Source organism: Lacinutrix jangbogonensis (genome assembly GCF_000797445.1).
GTDB classification, from domain to species: Bacteria; Bacteroidota; Bacteroidia; order Flavobacteriales; family Flavobacteriaceae; genus Lacinutrix; species Lacinutrix jangbogonensis.
Genome location: NZ_JSWF01000029.1, coordinates 60,128 through 77,941, shown reverse-complemented (window position 1 = coordinate 77,941; position 17,814 = coordinate 60,128). Strand labels below are relative to the sequence as shown.

Here is a 17,814-nt window from a genome sequence, read left to right as displayed (position 1 = left end):
AACCTTTTTACTTTTATATTAATGACGTATTAAAACGGTATGATGTCATTTGTATAAAAGAATAATAAATGGGCGTTCCTATTGGAATATTAAAAGGAAAGGTAATACCTAATGCCATAGGTATGTATATTCCAACATCTGCTATGGGTTTTGAGAGTTTCATTGTTGCAAGAACGGTAATATAAGATGCTCCTGCTCCTAAACCAGAAAATAGTAACCTATTGCCTTCGCTTTTCGCACTAGACCGACTTAAATAAGTGGTATCTACAATTCCTAAAAAAAAATAATAATACAGGGCCTGTTAAATTACTAATTAAAACATCTACATTTATTTATTGTCCGTTTTTTAGTTGAGCAAATGTATTCTGTTGAATTCATATATTTTTATTTAAATTTGTTACAACATGTATAAATATTTTTTATGAATTTCACATTGCATCAGCTTAACGTTTTTACTGTAATCGTTCAACAAAAAAGTATCACAAAAGCGGCAGCTATTTTAAATATTACGCAACCTGCAGCATCTATTCAGCTTAGGAATTTTCAAGATCAATTCGATATAGCGTTATCCGAAGTTATTGGAAGACAATTATATGTTACTGAATTTGGAACGGAAATTTATACTATTGCTGAACGTATTTTACAAGAAGTTAATACCATTCAATACAAAACAGAAGCTTTTAAAGGGCTGCTTTCTGGAAAACTAAAAATATCTGTAGTATCAACAGGTAATTATGTTATGCCTTACTTTTTAAATGGGTTTTTAAAAAAACATCCTAATGTAGAACTCGTTTTAGACGTTTCTAACAAATCAAATGTAATTAAAGATTTAGAGCAAAACGAGGTAGATTTTTCTCTAGTAACCGTTAGCCCAAAACATTTAGATTTAAATGAAGAACCTATTATGGATAATGAATTGGTGTTAATAGCATCAAAGCACAACCCATTAGATACTAAAAAAACAAAAACAAAATCATTTTTTAAAACAACACCATTAATTTATCGAGAAGAAGGCTCTGGCACACGGTTTACTATGCAACAGTTTTTTAAGGAAGAGAATATTCAGCCAAAAATAAAATTAGAATTAACCTCTAATGAGGCAATTAAACAAGCAGTTGTTGCAGACATTGGAGTCTCTATTGTATCATTATTAAGCATTAAAAATGAACTACAACAAAACGAAATAAAAATAATTCCAGTTCAAGGCTTACCTCTAAAATCAGAATGGAAGCTCATTTGGTTAAAACGCAAAAAACTATCTCCTGTTGCGAATGGTTTTTTAGAGTATGTTATTTCAGAAAAAGAAAATGTCTATAAAACCTACTTTGAATGGATTAAAAAACACTAAATCTCTGTTTCGTTTGTACTCTCTACTCTAGCGAATCATTAAAGTCGCCATCAGATTTTATAATATTTGGAAATATTAAAGGCGCAATAGATTTTACAGGTTTATAAAGTATAGAATCTTTAATGTGATCTTCATCTACAAAGGTTATAGTGTTATTCATTTTGTTAAAAACAATTAATAACACACTTAAAATTAAACCTATTTTAAGCGTTCCAAAAACACCACCAAGTAATTTATTTATAATACCAAGAGAAGCAAAATCTGCTAGTTTAGTAAATGCTTTTCCTGCTAAAGAAATAATAATAATAATGAGAACAAAGGTGATAGCGAATGCAGTGATATTGATGGTTTTTTCTGCCCATTCTGTTCTGCTTTGAAGAAAATCTGCAACAAAATAACTAAAATGGATTGCACCATAAACTCCAGCAACCAAAGCAACTAAAGATGCTACTTCAACAAAAAGGCCTTTCATGAAACCACGAACAAGTCCAAAAAGAAGTAAAGCGCCCAAAACAATATCAATAACAGCCATAGAAAATATATAATTTTGTCAAATATAGTAAATATCAAAACTTCTCTCCTTTTTTAAGAATAGAAGTCACGAAGTGATAGAGAGGTTTATTAACTTTGGGCTTTAAATATTGAACGCATAGTATGTCTAGAGATATAGAATTAAAAGAACGTTGGGAATTGGTAGTTAGTAAACTATCCAATCAATTTGCAGATGGAGAAAAACTCGATTTGGATGCTATAATTTACCTCATTGGTATTCAGGAATTAGGACAATTAGAACGTCAATTTAAAAAAGACCAGAAACTCGATTTAATGCATATTGCTATTTGTAAATTATTAGTGCCTTATGGTTATTATGAACTTGATTTTGTAGATGAAGATGGTTGGCCACATTACCATACAAAAGAACAACTACCAACGTTAAAAGCTGGAGAACAAAGTGTTTTAATGAAAGAGGCCATAGTAAACTACTTTTTGGAAACGGAATATATATAAACATAAATACCATTTAAAAAAATGAAGAAAATTTTATTGTTAGCATTCGTGGTATTTACTTTTATGGCTTGTCCGCAAGATGATGATATGCCTCCAACAGATAGTACTTCAATTATAGGAACTTGGAAATATTATAAAGCGTTCGAAAATGGAATAGAAGAACAATTAGATTTATGCGAAACAGAAGAAACACTCATTTTTTCTAGTAATGGTGATTATTCTGGTGCTTATTATGAAGAATTTAACGGCACATGTGAATTAGAAGGCAATGTAGTTGGAACTTGGTCTTTAACTGAAAATATTTATAATATTACTGTTGATGGCCAAACAGAATCTGAAACAATATTTTTTGAAAACGATACTTTTTATTTTGAGGATATCGAGGTGTTCGATGGAGAAACCACAACTTACAAGGACGTTTACAAAAGACAATAATTAGTAATTATTTTAATTTTAATGCCTTCTTATTTTTGAGGGCATTTTTTATACATAAAATCACTAAATTTGCCATCATTTTATAATGACGTTATGATAGATAAGATAAAAGAACTTATTGCTGAAGCAGAAAGCTTTAAAGCTGAATCTAAAGAAGAGGTTGAAGCTTTTAGAATAAAATATTTAGGTAAAAAGGGTTTACTTAACGATTTTTTTTCTGAGTTTAAAAATGTTGCAAACGAGCAAAAGAAAGAGTTTGGTCAAGTAATAAATCAGTTAAAAAATACCGCTCAAGAAAAAGTTAATACTTTAAAAGAGGAGTTCGACAGTGCTACTGATCATTCTGGATCAAATGTTGATTTGTCTCGTCCTGGAGAACCTGTTTCAATTGGAGCAAGACATCCAATTTCTATTGTAAAAAACGATATTATAGATATCTTTTCGCGCATTGGTTTTAATGTAAGTGAAGGTCCAGAAATAGAAGACGATTGGCATAATTTTACAGCATTAAATTTACCAGAATATCATCCGGCTAGAGACATGCAGGATACATTTTTTATACAAACCAATCCAGATATTTTATTACGTACGCATACAAGTTCTGTACAAGTACGTTATATGGAAAATAACCAGCCTCCAATTCGTACTATTTCACCAGGCCGTGTGTTTAGAAACGAGGCTATTTCGGCACGGTCGCATTGTTTCTTCCATCAATTAGAAGGATTGTATATAGATAAGGATGTAAGTTTTGCAGACCTAAAACAAACCTTGCAATACTTTACAACAGAGCTGTTTGGTAAGTCTAAAATAAGATTACGTCCATCCTACTTTCCATTTACAGAACCAAGTGCAGAAATAGATGTGTATTGGGGTCTGGAAACAGAAACCGATTACAAAATAACCAAAGGAACAGGTTGGTTAGAAATTGGTGGTTGTGGTATGGTAGATCCAAATGTATTAACTAATTGCGGTATTGACGCTAACGAATATTCAGGTTTTGCTTTTGGAGTTGGTATCGATCGTATTGCCATGTTATTACACCAAATTAGTGATATTAGATTATTAAGTGAAAATGATGTTAGATTTTTAGAGCAGTTTAAATCTGCATTATAATATTTTCGCTTTCGCGGAAATGAAAAGCATGTATTTTCAATGAAAAAAGATATCCAAATTCCAATAGTAGAAGGCGTTTATATTGCTGTTGTAAACGAGTATAACGACATCTATAAAACCCAAGATTGGAACGCCTATATTATTAACGATAAGGACATTGATTTAGAAATGGTACTTATAGTTACTAGTGGTTATAATGAAGATAAAATGACTTCAATCTTTAGAAAAAAACTAGATTTTTTACCTAAAAAAAGCTACGCTAAAATTGAATTAATGCAAGAGGATTTATTTGCGTTAAATAACCAGTTTAAGCTCACTTTCTTTGAAGGTAACAAGATGTTTGACAAGACATACACTTTTAGGAAAAATACAATCAATTTAAAAGCTTTGCAAGTTTTACCTTTAATGGAAGCTCGAGGTGTTTTGGTGAAGTAGCCAAATTATTGTGTAGGCCGCGATTTCTACATTAGTTACTATTATTTGTTATGTTTCATTTATTGTAAAATACATTAAATTTGGTATGGGATAATTGAAGTAAAACGGATCCAACTTATCCGTTAATTTCTCTAAGATAATTTTTAGGCCTTAAACTTTACAAAATCATTCACTCATTGCTGTTTAATTCTTTGTTTAGTCTTGTCTATGTTAGCTATTTAATATTAAAGCGTAATCGAGGTAAGCGTTTTACTTTGAGTGACTTCAAATTCTAGGCAACAAGTATTTTAATGCTGTAATTTTAGAATTTTACCGTACTATACAACGAAAAAACCCTTTCCATAAGAGGAAAGGGTTTAGACTTCTTAAATCAATTAATAGCTAATCGCGTTAATTTTTAACTAATTTTTTTATAAAAGTACCTTTATCTGTGGTTACTTTTACCAAGTATACACCACTTTGTAGTGTATCGACAAAAATTATTTTATTAGTACTGCTAAGCACTTTTTTTCCTGTGATATCAAACAAAATTACGCTTACTAAGTTTGAGGTATTATTTAATTCAATTGTTAACTTAGTATCCATTGGGTTAGGATATAATCGAATTCCTTCCATATCGAAATTACTAATAGATAAAGTATTATCCGTCACTACAACGTCGTCAGTCGCTGAGGCTATAGTACAACCATTTGCATTAGTTAAAGTATATGTAATTGTATGTGTATCGACTCCTGCTACTCCTGGATTGAAGCTATAAGTAAGTCCATCTCCGTCGTCTGTAACACCATTACCAGAGTACACACCACCAGATGGCGTTGCTCCACCATTCCCATTAAGAACACTAGAATTTACGTCTTGATCAGCTAGTGCTGTAAAAGAAATTACTGGTCCTGTAGTAGTATTTACTGTTACATTAAATGTACATGTATCCGTACCACTAGCACTCGTAGCAGTTGCGGTTACCATTGTAGTTCCAACACTAAAACTACTTCCTGGATCTATAGAATAGGTAATCGTTGAAGCTGGTATAGCTGTCGATTCAGTAGCAACAAAAGTTACTATTGCGTCACACGTACCTCCATCATTATCTACTGTTATATCTGCTAGACATTGTATTACCGGTACCACTCCATTTACAGTAACTGTAAATGAGCAATCTGCAGTAACGTTAGAAGCATCTGTAACTTGATAGGTTACTGTTGTGTCTCCAATAGGAAAAGTACTTCCGCTTGCTAAACCTGCAGTTTGTAGTGTTGTTGCATTGCAATTATCTGTACCAACAGGAGCAGTATAAGTTACCACAGCACCGGCTGCACTTGTTGCAGCAACATTAATATTACTTGGGCAAGAAATTTGCGGCGCTTCAGTATCAATAACAGTGATAGTAAATGTACAGGTATCAACACCACTAGCACTTGTAGCAGTTGCGGTTACCGTTGTTATTCCAACATCAAAAGCACTTCCTGATGCTAAGGAATATGTAATTGTTGAAGCTGGTAAAGCTGTGGTCTCTGTAGCTGCAAAAGTTACTATTGCACCACAATCTCCTGCATCATTATTTACTATTATATTTCCTGGACATTGTATTACTGGAGCCACTCCATTTACAGTAACTGTAAATGAGCAATCTGCAGTAACGTTAGAAGCATCCGTAACTTGGTATGTTACTATTGTGTCTCCAATTAGGAACGTACTTCCGCTTGCTAAACCTGCAGTTAACATAGTTGTTGCAGTACAATTATCTGTGCCAACAGGAGCAGTATAAGTTACCACAGCACCAGCTATACTTGTAGCAGCGACATTAATATTACTTGGGCAAGAAATTTGCGGCGCTTCAGTATCAATAACAGTGATAGTAAATGTACAGGTGTCAACACCACTAGCACTTGTAGCAGTTGCGGTTACAGTTGTTATTCCAACATTAAAAGCACTTCCTGGATCTATAGAATATGTAATTGTAGAAGCTGGTAGAGCTGTGGTCTCTGTAGCCGCAAAAGTTACTATTGCACCACATGTACCAGCATCATTATTTACTGAAATATTCGCTGGACATTGTATTACTGGTGCCACTCCATTTACAGTAACTGTAAATGAGCAATCTGCTGTAGTGTTTGCATCTGTAACTTGGTATGTTACTGTTGTGTCCCCAATAGGAAAAGAACTTCCGCTTGCTAAACCTGCAGTTAACATAGTTGTTGCAGTACAATTATCTGTACCAACAGGTGTAGTGTAAGTTACTACAGCACCAGCTGCACTTGTAGCAGCGACATTTATATTATTTGGGCAAGAAATTTGCGGAGATTCATTATCTATTACTGTAATTATTTGGTTACAGGTAACTGGGTTACCAGCTGTATCTGTTGCTGTCCATGTAACAGTAGTTTGCCCAACAGAATAGGTGCCAGAGGCAACAGAAGTACCATTAATACTATTAATTAATGGTACAGTTAAAACAATGCCATTAACCCAATTTGAAGACGTACCATTTAATGCAAAATCAGTTAAGGCTCCTGAATGATTATTACCACTACTATCAACTGCATTTATGATACCTGTATTATTTGAATTTGGTATTCCAGAATCAAATTTCCAATACGCAGTAAGGTTTGGCTCGGATACAGAAAGTGATGAATTTGCACTTGCTAATATTTGTGCACTTGTTCTTACTGATTTAAAGAATGCTATTTCATCTAAATCACCTAACCAACGAAAATTTGAGCTTAAAGTGCGTTCTTGACCTATAAACACATCTGCATTATTATCAATATTATTACCAAAATTAGTATTTGTAATATCTGCACTCAAAATACCATCTACATATAATTTCATGTTGTTGGTGCTTCTTGAAACTACTGCTGCTACATGATGATATTCTCCATCATTCACTATTGTTTGTGAATCAGCGACTATACTTGATCCATTCGCCCATTCGAATACAAATTTTGAACCGAATACCCAAAGTTGGTAGCCTGTAGGGGATCCTCCAAGAGTCATTTTTGAAAATATAGTCACACTTGGACTAGTAGTTTTAATTTTTGCTTGAAGTGTAAAATCGGTAGTTGCCCCAACATTAAAATCTTGAGGATTGGCAACCAGTACATAATCATTATTACCATCAAAATTTAAAGCATTACCAAAATTTTCAAGACAATTATCAGTTGCTGTTGGTGGTATTACAGTTATAGCTGCTGTACATTGTCCAGAATCGTTATTTACAGTAATATTTTGAGCACATGTAATACTAGGCGCTTCATTATCAATAACGGTAACATTAAATGTACATGTATCTGTACCACTAGTACTTGTTGCAGTTGCGGTTACCATTATTGTTCCAGCATCAAAACTACTTCCTGATGCTATAGAATATGTAATTGTTGAAGCTGGTATAGCCGTAGTTTCAGTAGCTGCAAAAGTTACTATTGCGCCACAGTCGCCTGCATCATTATTTACTAAAATATTCGCTGGACATTGTATCACTGGAGCCACTCCATTTACAGTAACTGTAAATGAGCAATCTGCTGTAGTGTTAGCATCCGTAACTTGATAAGTTACAGTTGTCTGTCCAATTGGGAACGTACTTCCGCTAGCTAAACCTGCAGTTAGCAGTGTTGTTGCAGTACAATTATCTGTCCCAACAGGAGCAGTATAAGTTACTACCGCACCGGCTACACTTGTTGCAGCGACATCAATATTACTTGGACAAGAAATTTGCGGAGCTTCAGTATCAACAACAGTGACTACGGCAGTACAAGTTTCAAGATTACCACTTATATCTGTTACTGTAATAGTAACTGAATTATTCCCTAAATCGTTACAAGTAAATGAATTTTTACTTAGAATTACACTTGCAACCTCACAATTGTCATCATAGGAATCTAAGACATCAGATAAGTTAATTGCTACTGTGCCAGATGAATTTAATGTAGCTGTAAAACTCTTGCAAGACACCGTTGGTAAAATTTGATCGACTACAGTAATAGTTGTAGTGCATGTGTCTGTTTTCCCATTATTATCAGTTACAGTTAAAGTAATTGGATGTGACCCAACGCCAAGCGTATTAATAACTCCTGGAGTGACCCAATCCGTATTAACATCCATATTTATTAGTGTGGCATCATTATTAGATGGAGAACTATCCAAGGCAATTGTACTACCTGGGCCATCTTCGAAATTGTAATACACAAACAAACCAAATTCATTACCAGAAAGCGCATTATTTAATGATGCTTGAATCTGAGCCTGAGTACGAGTCACGTTCCAAATTCTTACTTCATCTAGTTTTCCATTTAGATATGGATCTGCATATTGAGATTTACCTAGTAAGTTTTGAACCGTGTTACCTAAATCATTAGGCGTTAGTGTCATACTAGTATTATCACCAACCAATACACCATTTATAAACATTTTCCCAACAACATTACCCACTGAAACCTGCTCTAATGTTACTGCAATATGGTTCCAGCCCGTTGGCATAGTAATATTTGAGTCAATTCTTTGCTCCCCTAAATTTCCAGATGTCGTAATAGCAAGCCTTGGTCTTCCTGAATCTGCTTTAGGAGTAAGAAACATATTTACAGTTGAGTTATTACCCATATCAAATATTCTGGTCCAATTTCCGTTATCTGTGTAATCAACCCAGGTTTCAAAAGTGAAGTTTGTTAAACCATTTACAATACCATTTGGCATTTGAAGAAAGTCATTAGAACCATCTAATTCTAGTGCATAGCTGGCAGTGTTACATCCAAATTCAGTAGTTGTGATAGTCCTACTTGCTATTCCGCAATTGTCAGTTGAATTATTATCAATATCTAGAGCGGTTATGGTAGCTTGCCCTGTGGCATCTAGAGCAACAATCACATTATTTTTACATATTGCAACTGGATCTTCATTATCAATAACAGTAATAGTAAATGTACATGAATCTATACCAACAATATTTGTTGCAGTTGCAGTTACTGTTGTTATTCCAACATTAAAAGCACTTCCTGGATCTATAGAATATGTAATTGTTGAAGCTGGAGAAGCTGTAGTTTCAGTAGCGGCAAAAGTTACTATTGCGCCACAGTCACCAGTATCATTATTTACTGAGATATTCGTTGGACATTGTATTACTGGTGCCGCACCATTTACAGTAACTGTAAAAGAACAATCTGCTGTAACGTTAGAAGCATCCGTAACTTGATAAGTTACAGTTGTCTGTCCAATTGGGAACGTACTTCCGCTTGCTAAACCTACTGTTAAAAGCGTTGTTGCACTGCAATTATCTGTACCAACAGGAGTAGTATAAGTTACCACAGCACCGGCTGCACTTGTAGCAGGAACATTAATATTACTTGGGCAAGAAATTTGCGGCGCTTCATTATCAACAACAGTTATTGTTTGTTGGCAAGTATCTGTATTATTAGCTGCATCCGTTGCCGTCCATGTTATAACAGTATCGCCTATAGGGAATATGTTTGAAGGACTTCTACCCATAAATACTGGTAAAGAAAATCCTGTAGCAAAGTCGGTTACAGCATTAGTTAGGCCATCAATTTTTATTATTTTATTTTGTGAATAAACAGCAACATAAATGTTGTTTTGATAATCTTTGGCTATTCCATGTGGTCCATATGGACCGCCACCAATATTAGCCATAATTGTCCTAACACCTGAAGCAGTGTTTACTCTTGAGACTGCACCACCATTTTCTGCAACGATTAAATTTCCGTCATCCTCAATAAAAATATCTGTTGGATTTGTAAAACCAGTTGATAATGTAGTTGTAGTATTTGTGCTTAAATCATGCTTTAATATGGTGCCCAAATTATATTCTGATATTAAAATAGTAGTCGCATTTAGTTCTACAACATCAATTGGCTTATTAAGACTCGTAACAATATCTGTTATTTGTGAGGTTGCTAAATCTAACAATTGAATTTTTTTTGAAAGTTCATTAGCTAACAATATTTTACCTTCAAAATTAATACTCATCCCTTGAATAATACCACTCACAGTAGCTAAAGGTGTTGTATTACCATTGGTAAGATCTACTTCAACAAGATTGTTAGCTGTATTACTGAAACGAGACACGACGGCTTTAGTTGAACTTACAAATACAACACCATCAGCATTTACAATATTAGAAACCACTTGTCTATTTCCAGCTGAATCTATACTACTAAAAAATCCGCCTCGTTCTCCAATAAAAAATAGAGGTAAATCTACACCTCCAGAAAATGTTACTTCTGTTGTACAATTGTCTGTTACTAAAGGTGGAACCAATACTACATTTGACGCCTCACAAACCCCTATACTAGTGTTTATCGTAATATTTTGCGGGCAAGTAAAAACTGGATCTTCATTATCATTAACAGTAATAGTAAATGTACAAGAGTCCGTAACACCAGCACTTGTAGCAGTTGCAGTTACTATTGTTGTTCCAACATTAAAACTACTTCCTGGATCTATAGAATATGTGATTGTTGAAGCTGGTACAGCTGTGGTTTCAGTAGCTGCAAAAGTTACAATTGCGCCACAGTCTCCAGCATCATTATTTACTGTTATATTCGCTGGACATTGAATTATTGGTACACTTACATTTGAAAAGGTACCAGAAATAGTTGCTGTATCAATAATAGTAGCCTTGGCATAATTTAAAGTTACATCAAGTGTAGCAGCAAGACTTGTCGTACCACTTAAAACAATTTGATCATAGTCACTGCATGGTTTTAAATTCTCAATTTCAACTTTATAAAGACCTGAATTGTTGTAGGTGTGAGTATTGTCATTAAATGTAAAGCAGCTTAACCCAGATGGATTTAGTCCGAATTGAAGCGTTTCTGTGTTCCAATTTTCTGATTTATATGATGTTATAGAAAAAGAAAAATTGAAAGCCAATAATAATAGTATTATGGGAAAGAGTTGTTTTAGAAATGTGTTTTTAGAATTAAGGTTTTTTTTTTCATAATAATAGTTATTGTTAATTAGTAGCGTTTACCATTTCATAAGAGAAAACTCAAGAGCACAAGAATTTTATCTTTTGGTGAGCAATAGTTATAGAAAAAGGCTCATTTTCGTTTATTTGAGCGTTATAGTATTAATGATTTTTTAGCAATGCAACATTACTGTATAAAATCCAAAAATAAGAACAAGAGGAATGAATTAGAAAAAAATGGGTATGAAAACTGTTTTTAGAGGTATGAAATTTCTTGTGTGAAAAATCTTTAAAAATGTCTTCACATTTTTTGTCAAATAGAGTTTAAAATAATTACATACCGTAAGACCTCTATTTAATACCCAATAATATAAGCTTAATTCCATATCTTTTGAGTTTAGAATAAAAAGCGTTCTATTTGAATAGGTTATAATTTAAATTTACTAGTTCTACTTTGATGTTAAAGCTTTGTTTGCAAAAATTTTTGACTTTTAAAATTTTAATAACTCTCATTTGTATGAGTTATTACACGGCGTCTATTGGGCAAAACGATTACAATAACGTACTTAACAAAATAGATCAATTAGAGCCTAATAGTAAAAAGCGTTACAATGTGTTAATAGACCTTTATAAGAGCACAGAAAGTAATAAGACAGCGATAGCTACATTTTTTTTAAATGATAAGCTTCCAAAAAGAATACTACCCTATTTAGAGGAGTCTATAACGTACGCTTTAAAAAATAGATCAGGCGACATTTCGTTTTTATTAGAAATTAAATTTACACAATATTTTTATTATTATTTTAGAAAGAAAGAAAGTATTATTGTATCCAATTCTATTTTAGATGGAGATTACAACATTACTCCAGAGTTAAAGCATAAAATACTTTATTATTTAACAACACAGTATCCTGAAATGGGTATGTACACAGAATATATTAGAAACATTCCCAAGTTTTATGCTATACGAAAAGCACTCAACATTCAAGATGGAGGCAATTTAAATGTAAATAGCGACATCGCTTTTGCTTACTTTGAGAGCAAACAATACAAAGAGGCAATTGAGAAATGGAAAATGGCTTTTGAAGATTTAAAGCAGACGGATCGGCATATTTTTAAATCGAGTTTACATAATAACATAGGTCAGGCCTTTTCTAAATTACATCAACAAGACAGTGCTTTGTTTTATTATAACCACGCGATATCACTTATTAGTGATGAGAAATCAGAGTCTGAATCTTGGAATAAAGACTACAAGGTTTTTTTTAAAGCCAATATTGAAACTAATATTGCTAGAGTAAACTACTTTGAGTCCGCACCCAAAAATATTATTCCTTTTCTAAAAAAAGAAATAGAACTGCAATTGCGTTCTAGTGATTCTGCTTATGTGTCAAACCGTTATAACTCCATGGGAGAGTTGTATTTTATAATTGGTGAATATGCCGAGGCAAATACGTATTTAAAAAAGGCTGAGTATAAAATAGATAGATATTACAATGAGTCTAATTACCTAAAAAACTTGTCTTTACAAAGTCAAAATTATTTGGCTATGGGTAACTTAGAAAAAGGTATTGCATTAAAAACTAAATTTGAACGTCGTGAAGATTCTATTATTTCAGAAAAGAATAACACAAAAACCGAAATAGCATTAGCGCTTTTTAATACTGAAGAGAAAGATAGAGCAATTAGAGCACAAAAATTATTGTTAAAGAGTGCTAAAGAAGAACGCTTAATATTGGTATTTCTGTTTTCATTTTTAGTAGTTATCATCATAGTTATTGTTCTTTTTAATAGTAAAATAAGAAATAAAAACAAGTTAATTAATGCACAAAAAGGTGCCTTAAATACAAATTTGCATGAAAAGGAACTTTTATTAAAAGAGGTGCATCATCGTGTAAAGAATAATTTGCAAATTATTTCAGGATTATTAAACAAACAAGGTCTTATTTCAGAAAGTGAAGAGGTGCAAAAAGTTATGTCACAAGGCAAGGACAGGATTCAGTCTATGTCTATTATCCATCAATTGTTGTATGAAAATGATTCATTAGACGCTATAGATCTTGAATTTTATTCGAATACTTTGATAAGAAGTATCTCAAGTTCTTATAAAACTGAAGACAAAACGATAAATTATACAATCAACGCCACTAAAACATTGGTGAATGTAGATGTAGCCATTCCTTATGGATTAATAATAACAGAACTCGTTACAAATATTTATAAATATGCCTTTAAAGGGAGATTAGAGGGCAATTTTTCTTTGAATTTAAACCTATTGGATAATGGCCAATTAGAATTGATACTAGAGGATGATGGTTTAGGGCTTCCTGAAAACTTTAATACAATTACTAAAACATCTTTAGGGTATAGTTTAATAAAGGGATTAACTTGGCAACTAAATGGTGACTTAAATTACACATCAAGTAAATCAGGAACGAAAGTAGGTATTACGTTTTCAAAAAATTTAAAATAAACAAGATGGACGATTGCTTAAAAATACTAATCGTTGAGGATGAATTTATTACAGCCGACACACTTAGAGATTACCTTAAAGCCTTGGGACATGATGTTGTTGCTATAGTAAAAAACGCCTTAGATGCTATAGATATATTGGATGAAAAGAAAACTGATTTTGCTATTATAGACATAAATATTCAAGGACAAAAGAACGGGATTTGGGTTGCTAAAAAAATACAAGAGTATTATGGCTTACCCTTTTTATTCTTAACTGCGAATAGTGATAAAGCAACCGTAAAGGAAGCTGTAGACACAAAACCATTTGGGTATTTGGTTAAACCTTTTCAAAAGCACGATATTTATACGGCTATTGAATTAGCTATTAAAAACTTTAACGCATCACAAATGCATGTGAATAGAGAAGTGTCACCAATTGCTGAAAGTGGAGAACACAAAATTGTTTACTTTAAGGTGAATAATAGTTACGAAAAAATAGATATTGATGACATTATGTATATAAAGTCTGACTTAAAGCATATTGATGTTTTTACAAAAAAAAGAAAATTTACACTTAGAATGTCTCTAGTAGAATTCATAGAGCCCTTGGCTAAAAACGTTTTTATAAGAGTGCACAGATCTTACGTGGTTAATAAAAATTATATAGATCGCTTTGATGGTTCTAGCATAGAAATTAAGGAATCAAAAATTCCTTTGGGAGGTGCCTATAAAGACAGTTTTAAGCAGGTCTTTAAACTATATTAGATTTTTGTAAATTATAATTCTACAAGTATTTGGCTTGAGCTTTTTTAAATCAATAGCACTAAATAATTATAGTCAATCTAACTTGTGTACCAGTTTTTAAAACATTCTTTTGGGTTTTTTACCCTTAACGGAAGCGCGTGGTGTTTTGGTGAAGCAACCAAATTATTGCGAAGACAAAAATCTCTTAATAAATAGAGAATACTTTTTAGGCAGATACTTATGTAAGTAAACAAGTGTGTTAGGGATTGAGGCTTTGTTGAAGCTCCTCACCGTGAGCGACTGCCGAAAGCGCGACCCTTATGGTAACGTTATAATTATTACTAAATTTATAAGATTATCACAGCTGTCAAAAAGTTAGCTTCGCAATGACCAAATAGAATCAATCTAATGCATCAGTCAGTTTCTTAAACACCTTTTTTGCGTTTTCACCATTATATAAAATGGCATAAACAGCATCTATAATTGGTGTTTTAGTTTGCTTTTCCTTTTTTTCGTTCAATAAAAATGCACTTTTTGTTGCATAGTAACCTTCGGCAACCATGCTCATTTCCATTTGTGCAGATTTCACAGTGTAACCTTTACCTATCATGTTTCCAAACATACGGTTTCTAGAAAATACAGAATAACCAGTAACCAGTAAATCTCCTAAATATGCAGAGTTGTTTATGTTACGTTTCATTTTATGTCTTTTCTTAATAAAACGATTCATTTCTCGAATCGCATTACTCATCAAAACGCTTTGAAAATTATCGCCATAACCCAATCCATGGGCAATTCCGGCTGCAATAGCATAAATATTTTTAAGCATTACGGCGTATTCTGTACCAATAATATCGTCACTAATTTTAGTTTTAATATAGTCGCTAGCCAACGCATCTGCAACCGCTTGTGCTTTAATAGGATCTGCGCAAGAAATAGTGAGATAAGACAGCCTTTCTAGCGCAACTTCTTCAGCATGGCAAGGTCCAGCAATTACACCAATGTTTTCGAAAGGCACATTATAATTCTCGTGAAAATGCTCACCTAAAAGCAATCCTGTTTCTGGAATAATACCTTTAACAGCACTTACCACAAATTTACCTTTAAGCGCTACATTGAGTTTTTTAAGTTCATCACCAATAAAGGCAGATGGGATTACAAATATTAAAACATCGGCATAAGTAACCATTTCATTTATGTCGTTACTAATATGAAGTTGTTCTAAATTAAATTCTACCGAACTTAAATATGTAGGGTTGTGTTGCTCTTTTAGTAAGTGTTCTTTTGTATAAACACTTCTCATGTACCAACCCACTTTTTCTTGGTTTTCACATAGCATTTTTACAATTGCTGTTGCCCAACTCCCAGATCCAAAAACAGTGTATTTTAATTTTTTGCTCATTGAAAATTTTTTCTTTTCATTTTCGTGTTCATACTAAATGTGTTTCAGTATAGGCGGAAATATCGCTTTGATAACAATTCAAAATTACACAATTATTAATTGTTACTAAAACACTTAATATCATACCGTTAATATTTGTGGCATAGCTTTTGAAATTAGTTTAATTGCAACCCTTAAAACGAAACGATTATGAAAACAGCAAAACTACTCTCGATATTTGCGGTAATGGCAATATTCTTAACGTCTTGTTATAGCGAAGTTATAATAGAAGACGACTATGTAAATAATACAACACCAGTAATAACAATTAATCAACTATTAAATGCTTACCAATTATGGTATGTAGATATCAACGAAACAGTTGGATATGGAGAATCACCTTTTTTACAAATTGCATTTACAGTATCTTTTAGAAACGGAACATTATATGCAAACAATAATTTAGTTGGCATTGGCAGTCAAGGTAACGGTTTTGGAATTCCAATAGGAGATTACAATGCTTATAATATGATTTTAGATATCGATCACGATATTGATGGTTACGATAGTTTTGATGTGTACCAAATTGACACTAATACGATTGAATTATACAACCCATTTAACGATACGTCATATTTTTTAAATGGATATCAGCGTTCAAATTTTGATTACGATTATGTTTTTTACGATAACATCCAGTATTTCTTGCAAGAATACGAAGCTTGGGAAAAAACATACACGAGTAACTATGGCGCTTTAAATGAATTTGACAACGAAAATTTTCTACAGTTTTTATCTGGAGGAAACGAGAATACCTTTAGAAGTTCTCGGGATCCAAATGGCACACATCCAAATGGTTTATATTGGGATTTTATAGGAAATTATGGCGTAGGGAACGTTAGCGGTAATATGTATTTAAAGACACTGACTCTAGATTACGATTATTTTGATAATGAGTTTTTTGAATTGAACGTTATTAGCGATCAAAGAATAGAATTATTACATACAGACTCTGGAACCGTTTACGAGTTTACTGGTAGAGGTTATATTGAATTTCTAAAAGAGGGAAAAACGATAGTTAAGTCTAAAACATCTGCTCAAAAAAAACGTATGCAACGCAGTGAAAAGAAGGAGAACAGTCGTAAAAACACGCGTAAGCAAGCCTAAAAACTTGAAGAAAAAATAGAGGAACTGCTTAAAAATGCGACTTTAAGCAGTTTCTTTTTGCTGTTTATCGAGTTTTATTGCAATGTTAGGATGGATAAGCTGTGATTGCTTTAGATTTTTTCAACTTTACAACAGTAATATTAACTAATAAAACAATAAACAATTATGGGATTATTTTCATTTATTAAAAACGCAGGAGCTAAAGTCTTTGGCATAGGAAAAACAGATGCAGAGGAAGCTGCAGAAGCAGCTGCAGCGGCAGCCGAATTAAAAGCAAAAGCAGCAGCAAGTGCTGCAAGAAAATTAGAAGAAACAATAAGCGATTTAGATTTACAAGTTGAAGGACTTTGTGTAAATATCGAAAATGATGTGGCAACAATCTCTGGTTTGGCTTATGATCAAGCTACACGTGAAAAAGCGATATTAGTAGTAGGAAATAGTAATGGTATTGCTACTGTAGACGATAGAATGACTGTGGAGCACGTAGAGCCAGAAGCACAGTTTCATACTGTTGTAAGTGGAGACACTTTAGGTAAAATTGCAAAGAAATTTTATGGTGATGCTATGAAATATCCTGTGGTTTTTGAAGCTAACAAGCCAATGCTTGAGCACCCAGATAAAATTTATCCAGGTCAAGTATTACGTATTCCTGCTTTAGACTAAGTAGTATAAATTTATAGTATTGAAAAAAGCCAACTCTAACGGGGTGGCTTTTTTTTGTTGGGATGTTAAGTTTGTTTAACGTTTGTGTTGCGCTATACGTATCTCAAACATGAGTCATTAAAAACTCCACTAGAAAATACTTGGAGATTT

At 32.9% G+C, this 17,814-nt stretch carries 13 protein-coding genes; 9 read left to right on the top strand and 4 right to left on the bottom strand.

The genetic code is table 11. The annotated features are described in order from the left end of the window. Window positions 1-13: 13 nt before the first annotated feature. A complete protein-coding gene (locus tag RH82_RS18190) occupies window positions 14-271 on the bottom strand; it encodes a sodium-dependent bicarbonate transport family permease (protein ID WP_241148050.1) in 258 nt (85 codons plus the stop codon). 150 nt (window positions 272-421) lie between these two features. Here RH82_RS18190 and RH82_RS10790 point away from each other — a divergent pair, with 150 nt between their 5' ends. Beyond that, window positions 422-1,348 carry a LysR substrate-binding domain-containing protein gene (locus tag RH82_RS10790; protein ID WP_034060671.1) on the top strand — a complete coding sequence of 309 codons (927 nt, stop codon included), beginning with the start codon at window positions 422-424 and terminating at the stop codon, window positions 1,346-1,348. A 22-nt stretch (window positions 1,349-1,370) separates the two neighbouring features. Here the strand turns inward: RH82_RS10790 and RH82_RS10785 are convergent, their stop codons facing one another. Then, entirely contained in the window at window positions 1,371-1,880 is a 510-nt protein-coding gene (locus tag RH82_RS10785; RefSeq protein WP_034060668.1) for a CvpA family protein, read from the bottom strand. A 122-nt stretch (window positions 1,881-2,002) separates the two neighbouring features. Here RH82_RS10785 and RH82_RS10780 point away from each other — a divergent pair, with 122 nt between their 5' ends. The 4 genes from RH82_RS10780 (at window position 2,003) to RH82_RS10765 (ending at window position 4,339) form a co-directional block, all read left to right on the top strand. Then, on the top strand, window positions 2,003-2,356 hold the full coding sequence (locus RH82_RS10780; protein WP_034060666.1) for a hypothetical protein: 354 nt from the start codon (window positions 2,003-2,005) through the stop codon (window positions 2,354-2,356). Window positions 2,357-2,377: 21 nt separating this feature from the next. Next, complete coding sequence (locus RH82_RS10775) at window positions 2,378-2,791, top strand: lipocalin-like domain-containing protein (RefSeq protein WP_034060664.1); 414 nt, start codon at window positions 2,378-2,380, stop codon at window positions 2,789-2,791. A 93-nt stretch (window positions 2,792-2,884) separates the two neighbouring features. Then, on the top strand, window positions 2,885-3,904 hold the full coding sequence (pheS, locus tag RH82_RS10770) for a phenylalanine--tRNA ligase subunit alpha (RefSeq protein WP_034060661.1): 1,020 nt from the start codon (window positions 2,885-2,887) through the stop codon (window positions 3,902-3,904). A gap of 39 nt (window positions 3,905-3,943) precedes the next feature. Beyond that, window positions 3,944-4,339, top strand: coding sequence for a hypothetical protein (locus RH82_RS10765; RefSeq protein ID WP_034060660.1), 396 nt, complete (start codon window positions 3,944-3,946; stop codon window positions 4,337-4,339). A 390-nt stretch (window positions 4,340-4,729) separates the two neighbouring features. Here the strand turns inward: RH82_RS10765 and RH82_RS10760 are convergent, their stop codons facing one another. Next, window positions 4,730-11,218, bottom strand: a complete 6,489-nt coding sequence (locus tag RH82_RS10760; RefSeq protein ID WP_034060658.1) for an HYR domain-containing protein — start codon at window positions 11,216-11,218, stop codon at window positions 4,730-4,732. A 554-nt stretch (window positions 11,219-11,772) separates the two neighbouring features. On the opposite strand from RH82_RS10760, the gene RH82_RS10755 reads away from it, so the two are divergent. Further along, window positions 11,773-13,728, top strand: a complete 1,956-nt coding sequence (locus RH82_RS10755; RefSeq protein WP_034060657.1) for a tetratricopeptide repeat-containing sensor histidine kinase — start codon at window positions 11,773-11,775, stop codon at window positions 13,726-13,728. A gap of 5 nt (window positions 13,729-13,733) precedes the next feature. Further along, entirely contained in the window at window positions 13,734-14,474 is a 741-nt protein-coding gene (locus RH82_RS10750; RefSeq protein ID WP_052158305.1) for a LytR/AlgR family response regulator transcription factor, read from the top strand. A 379-nt stretch (window positions 14,475-14,853) separates the two neighbouring features. Here the strand turns inward: RH82_RS10750 and RH82_RS10745 are convergent, their stop codons facing one another. Beyond that, window positions 14,854-15,855, bottom strand: coding sequence for an NAD(P)H-dependent glycerol-3-phosphate dehydrogenase (locus RH82_RS10745; RefSeq protein WP_034060656.1), 1,002 nt, complete (start codon window positions 15,853-15,855; stop codon window positions 14,854-14,856). 189 nt (window positions 15,856-16,044) lie between these two features. Here RH82_RS10745 and RH82_RS10740 point away from each other — a divergent pair, with 189 nt between their 5' ends. Together RH82_RS10740 and lysM are read left to right on the top strand one after the other, a co-directional pair. Beyond that, window positions 16,045-17,001 (top strand): hypothetical protein, encoded by a 957-nt coding sequence (locus RH82_RS10740; RefSeq protein WP_034060655.1) that lies wholly within the window; start codon window positions 16,045-16,047, stop codon window positions 16,999-17,001. Between the two features lie 165 nt (window positions 17,002-17,166). Further along, a complete protein-coding gene (gene lysM / locus RH82_RS10735) occupies window positions 17,167-17,664 on the top strand; it encodes a peptidoglycan-binding protein LysM (protein WP_034060653.1) in 498 nt (165 codons plus the stop codon). The last annotated feature ends 150 nt before the right edge of the window (window positions 17,665-17,814 follow it).